Raw genomic sequence first — 14,251 nt, 5'->3', positions numbered from 1 at the left:
CAGTAGAACCAATACACGGAGGTGAATTTCATGCGTAAATTCTCGTATGTTCTCATACTGGCCGGGATCCTCATCATGCTGTATCCAAAAGCTAACGAATGGTACAGCGACTGGCAGCAGGAGAAGCTGTTAGAATCGGCTGAACTGAGCACCAGCGATAGTACTCCACCGCCTGATCTGAAGAGCAAATATGCCGAAGTTACTCAGTTATTAGCAGAGGAATCGGTTCTGGACGCACAAGCGCAGCCTCAAGAAACGGAAAAGCCAGAACCAGAAATCAAAGTTGGTGGCAAGGTAATGGCCTTAATTGAAATAGATAAGATTGATTTGAAGCTACCTGTATTAGAAGGGGCTACTAAAGCCAATTTGAAGCATGCAGCGGCCCATATGAAAGAGACGACTCCACTTGGAGAAATAGGAAATGCAGCAATTGCTGCTCACAGAGCTAGAACTACGGGCAGATTGTTTAACAGATTGAATGAGGTTGTTATTGGAGATGTTATCACGGTAAAGACTAGCGATCAGGTATTGAATTACGAGGTTTATGATATTTCTGTTGTAGATCCAAGCGATGTATCTGTTCTTGATGGGAATAACAAGGATAAGATTCTTACCCTAATTACGTGTGACCCACTAGTAGATCCTACACATCGTTTAATTGTTCACGCCAAGCTTCCCAAATAGCAGATGAGAATGATATGAGAACTTAAATACAGAGAAATAACTATAAAATAATAGAAAATCTAGCAATTTTGTTCTTGTTTACGAGGATAAATATGGTAGTATAAGACTATAAAAGCTAAACACGATAAACGGCAAACCTATCGAAAGGTAGGGACGCAAAGCTAAAGGGCCTTCCCGAAAGGATGGCAGCCAGCTACCGAATGAAGAGGCTTTTTTTGTTTTTATAAAATATATAAGGTTTTTAGATTCATTTCTACTTAGTTGATTCTATTAATTTGTCTAGTGAAATTAGGACAGATAGAGCTTATACGATAAATGGCAAACCTATCGAAAGGTAGGGACGCAAAGCTAAAGGGCCTTCCCGAAAGGATGGCAGCCAGCTACCGAAAGGAGTTTTATCCGTGAAAAAGGTTTATTTTTTGATTGTGGCGTTGTTCGTACTGATTACTGCGGTTCCAGTAAACACAGCTCAAGCCGCAAGTGTAGATTCGAACTGGTTGAATACGTCGAAATTGGATCAAGGCGTAATCGGGATTAACTACGATATTCCAAAAGACAAAAGAATTAAGCTTATGATCACAAAAGATAACAGTAGCTATACATATAATTTATACGCTTCTGGACAAGCTGAGGACTTCCCTTTGCAACAAGGAAATGGGACTTATAAAGTCTCTGTTCTTGAGAACACAACGGGTAACAAATACAAAGCTCTTTATTCCGAGGTAGTAGATTTAACCATGAATGACTCAAATTCCGTATATTTGGGCTCCGTACAGAATGTGAAATGGAGTTCTTCTGATAAAGCGATCGTTAAGGCAAAAGAGCTTACAAAAGGCAAAACAACAGATGAAGAGAAGGTTAAGGCAATCTATAACTATGTGATTGCTAATGTACAATATGATTATTCTCTTGCTAATAACGTAACGACCGATTATATTCCAAGCATTAACAACACTTTGAATACTAAAAAAGGAATCTGCTATGATTATGCTTCTCTTTTTGCCGCAATGCTTCGTAGTGTAGATGTTCCTGCTAAGTTGGTGATGGGGAATACTAGCTACGTTACGCAATACCATGCATGGAATGAAGTATTGATGGATGGCAAATGGGTTACTATTGATACCACGGTAGATGCATCAGCAGCGAAAGGTAAGAAGAATGCGGATTTTATCAAGGCTTCAAGTAAGTATACTGCAGCTAAATACTATTAATTTGTATTGCTAGAATCATAACTCTATTAAATAAACAACCAGCTTAATTATTAAGCTAGTTGTTTATTTTGTTTTAGGGGTTGCTTTTTTATTAATAGATAGGTTATTATAGTTAAGCGTTGTTAGACAGCGTACAGGCAATGTTTGAGAGAGTTATATAAACGGCTTTCGAAAAATAAAGCTTGCATTACTGAGAACAACATGATATATTATAAGAGTTGCTGCTGAGACATTAAATGGCGCCAACGAGAACTTGATCTTTGAAAACTGAACAACGAGTGAGTAGGAAATCACGCAAGTGAAATCCAAAATAGAGAATTAATTTTCTCGTCAGATGTTTCAAAATGAGCATATCGCTCTTTTCAATACTAATTGGAGAGTTTGATCCTGGCTCAGGACGAACGCTGGCGGCGTGCCTAATACATGCAAGTCGAGCGGAGTTATTTTGAAAGCTTGCTTTCAAAATAACTTAGCGGCGGACGGGTGAGTAACACGTAGGCAACCTGCCCTTCAGACTGGGATAACTACCGGAAACGGTAGCTAATACCGGATAATTTCTTTTTTCTCCTGAAGAAAGAATGAAAGACGGAGCAATCTGTCACTGAGGGATGGGCCTGCGGCGCATTAGCTAGTTGGTGGGGTAACGGCCCACCAAGGCGACGATGCGTAGCCGACCTGAGAGGGTGAACGGCCACACTGGGACTGAGACACGGCCCAGACTCCTACGGGAGGCAGCAGTAGGGAATCTTCCGCAATGGACGAAAGTCTGACGGAGCAACGCCGCGTGAGTGATGAAGGTTTTCGGATCGTAAAGCTCTGTTGCCAGGGAAGAACGTCCGGTAGAGTAACTGCTATCGGAGTGACGGTACCTGAGAAGAAAGCCCCGGCTAACTACGTGCCAGCAGCCGCGGTAATACGTAGGGGGCAAGCGTTGTCCGGAATTATTGGGCGTAAAGCGCGCGCAGGCGGTCATTTAAGTCTGGTGTTTAAACCTTGGGCTCAACCTAAGGTCGCACTGGAAACTGGGTGACTTGAGTACAGAAGAGGAAAGTGGAATTCCACGTGTAGCGGTGAAATGCGTAGATATGTGGAGGAACACCAGTGGCGAAGGCGACTTTCTGGGCTGTAACTGACGCTGAGGCGCGAAAGCGTGGGGAGCAAACAGGATTAGATACCCTGGTAGTCCACGCCGTAAACGATGAGTGCTAGGTGTTAGGGGTTTCGATACCCTTGGTGCCGAAGTTAACACAGTAAGCACTCCGCCTGGGGAGTACGGTCGCAAGACTGAAACTCAAAGGAATTGACGGGGACCCGCACAAGCAGTGGAGTATGTGGTTTAATTCGAAGCAACGCGAAGAACCTTACCAGGTCTTGACATCCCTCTGAATCCACTAGAGATAGTGGCGGCCTTCGGGACAGAGGAGACAGGTGGTGCATGGTTGTCGTCAGCTCGTGTCGTGAGATGTTGGGTTAAGTCCCGCAACGAGCGCAACCCTTAACTTTAGTTGCCAGCAAGTAATGTTGGGCACTCTAGAGTGACTGCCGGTGACAAACCGGAGGAAGGTGGGGATGACGTCAAATCATCATGCCCCTTATGACCTGGGCTACACACGTACTACAATGGCCGGTACAACGGGAAGCGAAACCGCGAGGTGAAGCCAATCCCATCAAAGCCGGTCTCAGTTCGGATTGCAGGCTGCAACTCGCCTGCATGAAGTCGGAATTGCTAGTAATCGCGGATCAGCATGCCGCGGTGAATACGTTCCCGGGTCTTGTACACACCGCCCGTCACACCACGAGAGTTTACAACACCCGAAGTCGGTGGGGTAACCCGCAAGGGAGCCAGCCGCCGAAGGTGGGGTAGATGATTGGGGTGAAGTCGTAACAAGGTAGCCGTATCGGAAGGTGCGGCTGGATCACCTCCTTTCTATGGAGAATCGTCTTCTGCAATGAAGACATTCAAATCGGAAGCTAAGCTTCCACAACTCACTCGTTGCTCAGTTTTGAGAGTTTAAGCTCTCATCTTTAAACTTGATCCTTGAAAACTGGATACCGAAACGAATTTGCGTTTTAGAACATCTTTTAAGCTGAACTTGTGTAAACAAGTTTAAATTAATAGTGATGCTAAGTGAAGATTTTCGATTGTGCGAACAAGCGAAACATCGGAGCGAAGGTTAAGCTAATAAGAGCACACGGAGGATGCCTAGGCGCCAGGAGCCGACGAAGGACGTGGCGAACAACGAAACTGCCTCGGGGAGCTGTAAGCAAGCTTTGATCCGGGGGTGTCCGAATGGGGAAACCCAGCTGTGGTAATTCGCAGTTACTCATCTCTGAACACATAGGAGATGTAGAGGCAGACCAGGGGAACTGAAACATCTAAGTACCCTGAGGAAGAGAAAACAATAGTGATTCCGTCAGTAGCGGCGAGCGAACGCGGAACAGCCTAAACCTAAGAGCTTGCTCTTAGGGGTTGTGGGACGTCTCACATGGAGTTACAAAGGAATATGGTAGGCGAAGAGGTCTGGAAAGGCCCGCGATAGAGGTAAAAGCCCTGTAGCCTAAACTGTGTTCTCTCCGAGACGGATCCCGAGTAGTGCGGGGCACGTGAAACCCCGTATGAATCCAGCAGGACCATCTGCTAAGGCTAAATACTACCTGGCGACCGATAGTGAAACAGTACCGTGAGGGAAAGGTGAAAAGCACCCCGGAAGGGGAGTGAAATAGAACCTGAAACCGTGTGCTTACAAAAAGTCAGAGCCCTATCTATGGGTGATGGCGTGCCTTTTGTAGAATGAACCGGCGAGTTACGTTTAACATGCAAGGTTAAGTCGAGAAGACGGAGCCGCAGCGAAAGCGAGTCTGAATAGGGCGATTTAGTATGTGGACGTAGACCCGAAACCGTGTGATCTACCCCTGTCCAGGGTGAAGGTGCGGTAACACGCACTGGAGGCCCGAACCCACGTACGTTGAAAAGTGCGGGGATGAGGTGGGGGTAGCGGAGAAATTCCAATCGAACTCGGAGATAGCTGGTTCTCCCCGAAATAGCTTTAGGGCTAGCCTCGGTATAAGAGTAGTGGAGGTAGAGCACTGATTGGTTGCGGGGTCCGCAAGGATTACCAAGATCAGTCAAACTCCGAATGCCATATACTTATTGCCGGGAGTCAGACAGTGAGTGCTAAGATCCATTGTCAAAAGGGAAACAGCCCAGACCATCAGCTAAGGTCCCCAAGTGTGTGTTAAGTGGGAAAGGATGTGGAGTTGCACAGACAACCAGGATGTTGGCTTAGAAGCAGCCACCATTGAAAGAGTGCGTAATAGCTCACTGGTCGAGTGACTCTGCGCCGAAAATGTAACGGGGCTAAACACACCACCGAAGCTATGGCTAGATACGTATGTATCTGGGGTAGGGGAGCGTTGTATGTGGGTTGAAGGTGTACCGTAAGGAGCGCTGGACAGCATACAAGTGAGAATGCCGGTATGAGTAACGAAAAGATCAGTGAGAATCTGATCCGCCGAAAGCCCAAGGTTTCCTGAGGAAGGCTCGTCCGCTCAGGGTAAGTCGGGACCTAAGGCGAGGCCGAAAGGCGTAGTCGAAGGACAACAGTTTGAAATTACTGTACCACCGTAATCCGCTATGAGCGATGGGGTGACGCAGGAGGGTAGTGACGCGGACTGATGGATATGTCCGTCTAAGCAGTGAGGCTGATGTGTAGGCAAATCCGCACATCGTTAAGGCTGGGCTGTGATGGGGAGCGAAAATTGTAGTAGCGAAGGTCATGATCTCACACTGCCAAGAAAAGCCTCTAGCCAGGAGAAGGTGCCCGTACCGCAAACCGACACAGGTAGGCGAGAAGAGAATTCTAAGGCGCGCGGAAGAACTCTCGTTAAGGAACTCGGCAAAATGACCCCGTAACTTCGGGAGAAGGGGTGCCCCGGTAGTGTGAATAGCACGAGGGGGCCGCAGTGAAAAGGCCCAAGCGACTGTTTAGCAAAAACACAGGTCTGTGCGAAGCCGCAAGGCGAAGTATACGGGCTGACGCCTGCCCGGTGCTGGAAGGTTAAGGGGAGTGGTTAGGGGTAACCCGAAGCTATGAACCGAAGCCCCAGTAAACGGCGGCCGTAACTATAACGGTCCTAAGGTAGCGAAATTCCTTGTCAGGTAAATTCTGACCCGCACGAATGGCGTAACGACTTGGGCGCTGTCTCAACGAGAGATCCGGTGAAATTTTAATACCTGTGAAGATGCAGGTTACCCGCGACAAGACGGAAAGACCCCATGGAGCTTTACTGCAGCTTGATATTGAATTTGGGTACGATCTGTACAGGATAGGTGGGAGCCGTAGAAATCGGAGCGCAAGCTTCGGTGGAGGCGCCGTTGGGATACCACCCTGATCGTATCTAGGTTCTAACCTAGTACCGTAATCCGGTACGGGGACCGTGTCAGGCGGGCAGTTTGACTGGGGCGGTCGCCTCCTAAAGAGTAACGGAGGCGTTCCAAGGTTCCCTCAGAATGGTTGGAAATCATTCGAAGAGTGCAAAGGCATAAGGGAGCTTGACTGCGAGACCTACAAGTCGAGCAGGGACGAAAGTCGGACTTAGTGATCCGGTGGTACCGCATGGAAGGGCCATCGCTCAACGGATAAAAGCTACCCTGGGGATAACAGGCTTATCTCCCCCAAGAGTCCACATCGACGGGGAGGTTTGGCACCTCGATGTCGGCTCATCGCATCCTGGGGCTGAAGTAGGTCCCAAGGGTTGGGCTGTTCGCCCATTAAAGCGGTACGCGAGCTGGGTTCAGAACGTCGTGAGACAGTTCGGTCCCTATCTGTCGTGGGCGCAGGAAATTTGAGAGGAGCTGTCCTTAGTACGAGAGGACCGGGATGGACGTACCGCTGGTGCACCAGTTGTTTCGCCAGAAGCATGGCTGGGTAGCTACGTACGGACGGGATAAGCGCTGAAAGCATCTAAGCGTGAAGCCCCCCTCAAGATGAGATTTCCCAATTAGTAAGACCCCTTGAAGACGACGAGGTAGATAGGTTGGAGGTGGAAGTGCAGTAATGCATGGAGCTGACCAATACTAATCGGTCGAGGGCTTATCCTATATTTAAAACGCAGATTTGTTTCGGATTCAGTTTTCAGGCGATTAAGCCTGTAACACGCTTAGAAATTCATTGTCACTTCTGGTGATGAATGAAATTTCACGCGGCAGCGTCTGTTTCACAGACGCATGTTTGGTGGCGATAGCGGAGGGGTTCCACACGTACCCATCCCGAACACGACCGTTAAGCCCTCCAGCGCCGATGGTACTTGGACCGAAGGGTCCTGGGAGAGTAGGACGTTGCCAAGCACACGAAGCCATTGTTGATTTATCAACAATGGCTTTTTTGTTCCCTTTATCGGTTAATTTAAATAATGTGGATAAGTTATGGAGAAATAACGAAAAAATAAAAGTTACTAACATGTGGATGAAACAATCAAATATATTCATTTTTAAAAGTAGTCCCCAATTTATGTGGATAGAGCAGTGGGATATGTGGATACTTCAAATAAATGCAAGGTTTTTTTGCATTGTAGGGGGATAAACAATGGAGAACAATACTAATCTTGTGTGGATAGAGCAATTTTCTGTTCATGCGAGTGATACGGATTATCGATCGAAGGGCAAGTTATCCTTTATTCTGGATATTATGCAATGCGCGGCGGACTTCGCAGTGGGTAAGTTGGGGATAAGTATGGAAGAGATTTTGAATGCAGGAATGGGCTGGATGATGATTACGCTCGATCTTGAATTTAAACGTATTCCTCACCCCAATGATCAGCTTAGTGTTCGTACCTGGAGTAAAGGAACAAAAGGGGCGCTATGGCAGCGCGATTATCGTATTTTTGATGGAGATGATCTAGAGATCGCTACAGCCCGCACAATTTGGGCACTGGTGGATATTGAGAAGAGAAAAATCCTTCGACCTAATGCTCTCCCTGTTGAGGTTAAGCATTACAGCGGTGATTCAGTAGGGGATATGCCTGTTAAGGTAACGCTCCCTTCTGATATCACTATGGAGGAAGCTTATCGATACCAGGTAAGATATAGTGGGCTGGATAGCAACGGACATTTGAATAATGCCCGGTGTGGGGATTTGTGTTGCGATGCGCTTCCGCTGACAGATTGGGAGAGAACACTAAAGCGTTTTAGGATTACCTATATACAAGAAGCTACTTATGATGAAGAGCTACGAATTATGGTTTCCTCTGAAACGAAAGAAGGCTTTTATATAAGAGGGATTCATGGGGATAAGGTGTACTTCGAAGCCGTCCTAGATATGGGATATGAAGAATTATAGATGGTTTATTAAAAGCAGTTTATTCTTAGTAATGACTAAGAATAAACTGCTTTTTTCTATTTTACAAATTATAATATATTTGTATATGTAGGAATACATAGTGAATAAAAGGAAGGTGTATATTGATGTTAGTAAAATATCGAAAGGTGGTCCTTTATGGTTAAAGTTGTTATTCGAAAGAGTTTATTTTGTCTCCTACTTGTATTTATTTTTATGGGTACACATTATGCCAAGGCCGAGGAGTCTTCCGATAATCGTGTAGTAATACGAATTTTTTTCTATCAAAACAATGAAGAAAATATGATATATCCTCATGTGGTGGTAGAGACAATAGACTTAAGAACTGGTGAAAGGATAGAAGAAGATTATGACTTCAAAGAATTCTCATTTGCGCCAACAGCCGGGTATAACTTAAACGATGGTAGCGATAACGATAAAGGAGAGAACTTTCAACATAATGGATCGTACTATACAACTAAAATTAATGGAGAATTATATGGATACGTGGTTTATAAGAGTAGTCTTTATACAGTAACAACATGGGAGGATTCGGAATATAGACAAAAAGAGACGAGTGAAGAGAAGCTCTATTCTTTTAATTATAAAACAAAGGAGCTTAAGTTATTAAAAACGGCAACACAGAAAAAAAACCTGATTCCACCTTTTTACACCTACTTTATATCAGCAGATAATCAAAAAATCCGGGAGAATCACATTGATTATAAATACTCTGGACAAACAATTGGAGGTTTATATTTGGATAACGATCTGTATACATTTACAGATAATGATACAAAAGTAACACAATTAATTACTCTTTCAAGTAATCAATACATAACAAATACAGAGTCTGAATACCTCTATCCTAAGAATGAAGAGCAGTGTAGGATGGGGCGGTGTTATGAATCAAAAGGAGATAGCACTATTGATAAAACCGCACTTATTTTTAAAAAAAATGGAAAGAACTATGAAATTGCAAAAGGGCATAAAATTAACGAAATTAAAGAAATGAAGCTTCAGTGGGACGAATATCAATGGAAAATGCGTATAGCCAATAATATTTTTGGGTTAAGGAGAATTAACGGCTGGGATTACTTAATACGTACTGATACGACAGGTAAAATAGAAAAAATTTCAGACAGACATTCTTTTGTGAGGGAAACTTCGGTTTCGCCAGATAATAAATATTTAGTGAGTTTTGAAGCCTCTTATGATAAAGACACGCGTAAATATAAGGATGAGCAGTTAAGAATTTATGATATAAAGAACAACAAGCAAGTTCGTATAATAAAATTACCATATCGCGAACTCTGGCCTGAGACAGTGAAATGGCACACTAATACAATTCTCGAGTATGAACCCTTTAGCTCAAGCGGAAAGTTTTATATAAGAACCGTTAATATAGATATTTTGACAGGAATAATCACCAAAGATTTACCAGGGGGATGGAATAGAACAGGTGATTATGTGATCAATAAGGGTGATTCAGTGAGGTATTTCTCCTTCGCGAGACCACTGGAGATTATTTATAAAGATAAGCAGATCAGATATACTAAACAGCCTTCATTTGAAGGGGCTAATGGTCTGGTTTATTGTTCTGTAAAGGATTTGGCTTATGGTCTGGGTGCAGCTATAAAGTTCGAATCAGGAAAAATAAAATTATCGCTAAATGGGAAAACAGCCACAGTGGATTTAAGTGATGAGCAGGTTATCATGTATGAGGGTACCGCATATGCACCTATAAAGAATATTATACTAAAGCTTGGGCTTCAGTATAAAAGAGCGGATTTTTTATCTCCGAAAATTGTACTTGAATAAATTATTATCTAAATAAATCCTCGCACCTCAAAAGGCTGTGAGGGTTTATTTATGTTGAGTACTGATAATAAAATACTCGTTACATCGGCTCTAGTTGGATATAAATCTAGCTTAAATGATTCTTCATTATTCGCTCCAAGGGACGAAACCCCGAATGGTTAATATAGTCTAGTGTTTCGGAATATTAAAGAATATCTATCAGTCATACATTATTGAAGATCTGTTGAGCTCAGGAGTAAAGCCTGACGATATTTGCTAACATTCATTTAGTGCTATAATGAAATTTGATGTGGAAAGGGGAGCATTATGAAGACACTAGTATTGGCGGAGAAGCCGTCTGTTGCACGTGAGATTGCACGAGTTATGGGATGTAATAATAAACAGAAGAGTTATATTGAAGGTCCAAAATATGTGGTTACCTGGGCGCTGGGACATTTGGTCGGCCTGGCAGAGCCCGAGGATTATAATAAAAAGTTTGCAACTTGGGCCTTGGAGGATTTGCCGATTTTACCGGAAAAGAGCAAGCTGAAGGTGCTTCGGGAGACAAGCCAGCAATACAAAGCTGTGCAGCATCTAATGAAGCGTCAGGACATTGAGGAGCTTATTGTTGCTACAGATGCTGCCCGTGAAGGGGAGCTACTGGCACGGTGGATTATGAATATGGCAGGATGGAAAAAACCGTTCCGGCGGTTATGGATATCCTCTCAGACGGATAAAGCGATAAAAGAAGGATTTGCAAAGCTTCGCCCAGGCCGCGAATTTGATCGTTTGTATGAATCTGCACGTTGCCGCGCAGAGGCAGACTGGATGATTGGACTGAACGTCACGAGAGCTTTGACCTGTAAGTTCGGTTCGCCCCTCTCAGCTGGACGGGTTCAAACGCCGTCACTAGGGATGATCATGGATCGCGAACAGGAGATCACGGGTTTCCGTTCTGTTGATTTTGAGACGTTGACTGCAGATTTCGGAGATTTCCAAGCAGCTTGGCGGGCTAGTAACGGAGATGGACGGATATTCGAAAAAGATAAGACGGCAAGTCTAAAGGATAAGCTTACTGGACGTAGCGGACGCATTGTTAAGGTGCAAAAGAGTGAAAAGAGTGAACCTCATCCACTCGCTTATGATCTGACGGAACTTCAGCGTGATGCGAACCGGAAGTTTGGCTTCTCTGCGAAGCAGACCTCCAGTGTGCTTCAGCGGCTGTATGAGCAGCATAAGCTCGTCACTTATCCGCGTACGGACAGCCGTTACTTAACTTCAGATATGACTGGAACACTCAAGGAAAGACTGGATAGTGTAGCGGTCGGTCCATATGCAGCGTTGGCACGTCCACTGCTGCGCAAACAGCTGCCGATTACGAAGCGTATTGTGGATGATAGTAAAGTAAGTGATCACCATGCCATTATTCCAACTGAGCAGACGGTACTGCTAAATGGGCTGAGTGCTGAGGAACGTAAGCTCTATGATCTAATTGTGCGGCGTTTTATAAGCTTGTTCTACCCACCAGCTCGTTATGATGCGGTAGCCGTGATGGTCAACGTGGAGGGTGAGAGCTTCCATGTAAAAGGAACCACGGTAAAAGATGCAGGCTGGCGTGAAGTGTACGGCGGAGATATGAGTAGTGATGATGAAGAGGATAATTCGGATGAGCCTGCGGCAGGGAGTGTTAAGCTGCCCGAGTTACGTGAAGGAGCAGCTGTAACTATTAGCCGCTGTATGGTGCGTGCTGGACGAACACAGCCACCGAAGCGTTATAATGAGGCTTCGCTTTTGACGCAAATGGAGAAGCATGGACTGGGGACCCCGGCAACGCGTGCGGATATTATCGAGAAGCTGGTGAGCTCCGATACGATTGAGCGGCAGGGAAATCTACTGCACCCGACTGGAAAAGGCAAGCAGCTCATCGAGTTGGTATCTACTCAGCTACGGACACCGGATCTAACCGCGCGCTGGGAAGCTGAGCTGGAGAAAATAGCGCGTGGTCAAGGTAAGCCGGAGCTCTTTTTACAAGGCATCCGTAGTATGGCACAGGAACTGGTGACAGGTGTCAAAACTAGTGGAGCAGAATACAAACCGCATAATGTTTCTAACAGTAATTGTCCGGAATGCGGTACAAGACTACTTGAGAAAAAGAGCAAACGGGGCAAGCTGCTTGTGTGTCCTGCAGATAACTGCGGCTATACCCGTGCCGGAGAGAAAAGACTATCGAATCGTCGCTGCCCGCAGTGCCATAAGAAAATGGAGCTTAAAGAGGGTAAAGCAGGCATGTTCGTACAATGTCTAGGCTGTGGAATCACGGAAACCTTGGATAAAGACCACAAGCATGTAAATAAACGTGAACAGCAAAAACTGGTGCAGCAATACAGTAAGCAAGAAAGCATTGGTTCTAACCTTGGGGAGCTACTGAAGGCTGCGCTTGAGGGTCAGAAAAAGGATAAGTAGAGTATTGTAAAAAAAAGGCTGCTGAGTATGCTCAGTAGCCTTTTTTCTGACTGAGTAAGTTTTTGTGGTCTACGGTTAGGCTTTGAATTAGAATGTTAAGCAAATACATAGAGCAGGTGATTAGGGTGGCAGCTGAACAGCAAGCGGATCAGTTGAAAGCGGTAAATAGAACACAGGGGCAGGGAGGCAGTAAGTTTTTCTTTCTCGTTATTGTATTTATGTTCTGGTTCTCTTCTTATATTTATGTTCCGGTGCTTTCACCATATGTAGAGCATCTGGGGGCATCGTATTTTATGGTAGGTATGGTGCTTGGCGTATATGGGTTAATGCAGATTCTATTCCGTTTGCCGATTGGGATCGGTTCGGATTATTTGAATCGGCGGAGGCCGTTTATCTATCTGGGACTGATTGCGAGCGGAGCCAGCTGCTTTCTTTTTATGTGGGGAGTACAACCTGGGTGGGCATTAGCAGCACGTGCGGTATCCGGTATAGCGGCTTCGGCATGGGTTGTGTACACCGTAATGTTCGCGGGATATTTCCCGAAAGAGGAAGCTGGAAAAGCAATGGGCATGCTGCAATTCACTACAGTTATTGCCCAATTGACGAGCATGATGATCAGCGGTTATATGGTGGAGCATTGGGGTTGGAACGCCCCGTTCCTAATTGGCGGAATTGTAGCTATTGCGGCGTTATTGCTTGCTTTGCGATTGCCTGAACAAAAACAGGAGAAACGTCAAAGCGCGATACAGATCAAGGATCTGGCCGGCGTTATGAAGGAGCCGCTTTTGGTAAGAGTTTCAGTGCTGTCTGTGTTGGCACATTGTGTACTATTCATAACGATGTTTGGATATACTCCGAACCAAGCCCTTAACATCGGAGCAAGCAAAGAAAGCCTGGGCTGGCTGACGCTCGCTTTTATGGTTCCGCATGCTGTAGCGACTCTCTACGGCTCGAGGACATTCGGCAAGCTGCTGGGAGACAGGGGAACGCTTCTTCTTGGCTTTTTAGGTAGTGCACTGTTTACATTACTTATTCCTGCAATGCCGACGCTAACGGCGCTCTGTCTGACTCAGGTAGGAAACGGCTTTATGCAGGGACTTATTTTTCCATTGCTGCTAGGGAAGTCGGTGTCAGAAATAGATCCTTATAAACGCGCAACAGCTATGGGCTTTTATCAGGCTGTCTATGCGGTAGGTATGTCGGCGGGACCGTTCGTGGCAGGTTGGATGAGCGCTGTGTATGGTTTGACTGGAGGCTTCTGGCTGGGCGGGATTGCGGCGGTGCTAGCTGCAGTGTTGTCCTGGGTATGGATGAAGGATACGAAGAATCAATGAAACATAAGAGGGAAGTAGTGAAGTTATCGGAGCTGTATGGGCGATTGGCATTTTTTGAAAAGAGGAATATAATAGAGATAGATATATTGATAGAAAGCAAGGTGGAGGAGCCCGGTAGAATGGTCAAGGTTATAATGTTGTGGTTTGTGGTAATTAATATTATCGGGTATGTAGTCATGTCCGAAGATAAGAACAAAGCCCGTAAAAGGCGGGAACGTGTACCTGAGAAGACACTTTTTCTGCTAGCGGCTATGGGCGGGGCACTAGGAGTACTGATTGCCATGTACCGTAAGCGCCACAAGACGCGACATACGTCCTTCAGGATCGGAATTCCGCTGCTGCTTCTGTTGAATATCTTTTTGTACAGCTATTTTTTAAGGTGATAGTCTTTATGATTATAAACTAGAAAAAAAGAGGTGGCTTT

At 45.3% G+C, this 14,251-nt stretch carries 7 protein-coding genes, 3 rRNA genes and 2 riboswitches; all 10 genes read left to right on the top strand.

Features of this window, described 5'->3' with window-relative positions; translation table 11 throughout:
- Positions 1-30 precede the first annotated feature (30 nt).
- The 10 genes from NSS67_RS31280 to NSS67_RS31235 all read left to right on the top strand — a co-directional run bounded on the left by NSS67_RS31280 (position 31) and on the right by NSS67_RS31235 (position 14,210).
- Positions 31-684, top strand: coding sequence for a class D sortase (locus NSS67_RS31280; protein ID WP_339317667.1), 654 nt, complete (start codon positions 31-33; stop codon positions 682-684).
- Positions 685-804: 120 nt separating this feature from the next.
- A riboswitch (cyclic di-GMP riboswitch) is annotated at positions 805-885 on the top strand.
- A gap of 106 nt (positions 886-991) precedes the next feature.
- Positions 992-1,072: riboswitch (cyclic di-GMP riboswitch) on the top strand.
- 13 nt (positions 1,073-1,085) lie between these two features.
- On the top strand, positions 1,086-1,895 hold the full coding sequence (locus NSS67_RS31275) for a transglutaminase-like domain-containing protein (protein ID WP_339317666.1): 810 nt from the start codon (positions 1,086-1,088) through the stop codon (positions 1,893-1,895).
- Positions 1,896-2,264: 369 nt separating this feature from the next.
- A 16S ribosomal RNA gene (locus NSS67_RS31270) occupies positions 2,265-3,822 on the top strand.
- A 245-nt stretch (positions 3,823-4,067) separates the two neighbouring features.
- Positions 4,068-6,996 (top strand): 23S ribosomal RNA (locus NSS67_RS31265).
- Positions 6,997-7,125: 129 nt separating this feature from the next.
- A 5S ribosomal RNA gene (rrf, locus tag NSS67_RS31260) occupies positions 7,126-7,242 on the top strand.
- The 16S, 23S and 5S rRNA genes sit together here, the layout of an rRNA operon.
- A gap of 238 nt (positions 7,243-7,480) precedes the next feature.
- Positions 7,481-8,233, top strand: coding sequence for an acyl-ACP thioesterase domain-containing protein (locus NSS67_RS31255; RefSeq protein ID WP_339317665.1), 753 nt, complete (start codon positions 7,481-7,483; stop codon positions 8,231-8,233).
- Positions 8,234-8,389: 156 nt separating this feature from the next.
- Complete coding sequence (locus NSS67_RS31250) at positions 8,390-10,051, top strand: hypothetical protein (RefSeq protein ID WP_339317664.1); 1,662 nt, start codon at positions 8,390-8,392, stop codon at positions 10,049-10,051.
- A 306-nt stretch (positions 10,052-10,357) separates the two neighbouring features.
- The gene (locus tag NSS67_RS31245) at positions 10,358-12,493 is read left to right on the top strand and encodes a DNA topoisomerase 3 (protein ID WP_339317663.1); all 2,136 of its coding nucleotides are present in this window, start codon (positions 10,358-10,360) and stop codon (positions 12,491-12,493) included.
- A 125-nt stretch (positions 12,494-12,618) separates the two neighbouring features.
- The gene (locus NSS67_RS31240; protein ID WP_339317662.1) at positions 12,619-13,827 is read left to right on the top strand and encodes an MFS transporter; all 1,209 of its coding nucleotides are present in this window, start codon (positions 12,619-12,621) and stop codon (positions 13,825-13,827) included.
- A 119-nt stretch (positions 13,828-13,946) separates the two neighbouring features.
- Positions 13,947-14,210, top strand: a complete 264-nt coding sequence (locus NSS67_RS31235; RefSeq protein ID WP_339317661.1) for a DUF1294 domain-containing protein — start codon at positions 13,947-13,949, stop codon at positions 14,208-14,210.
- The last annotated feature ends 41 nt before the right edge of the window (positions 14,211-14,251 follow it).

This window comes from Paenibacillus sp. FSL R10-2734 (genome assembly GCF_037963865.1).
Taxonomy (GTDB): Bacteria; Bacillota; Bacilli; order Paenibacillales; family Paenibacillaceae; genus Paenibacillus_AQ.
The sequence above is the reverse complement of the archived record's forward strand: the minus strand, read 5'-3'. Positions and strand labels throughout refer to the sequence as shown.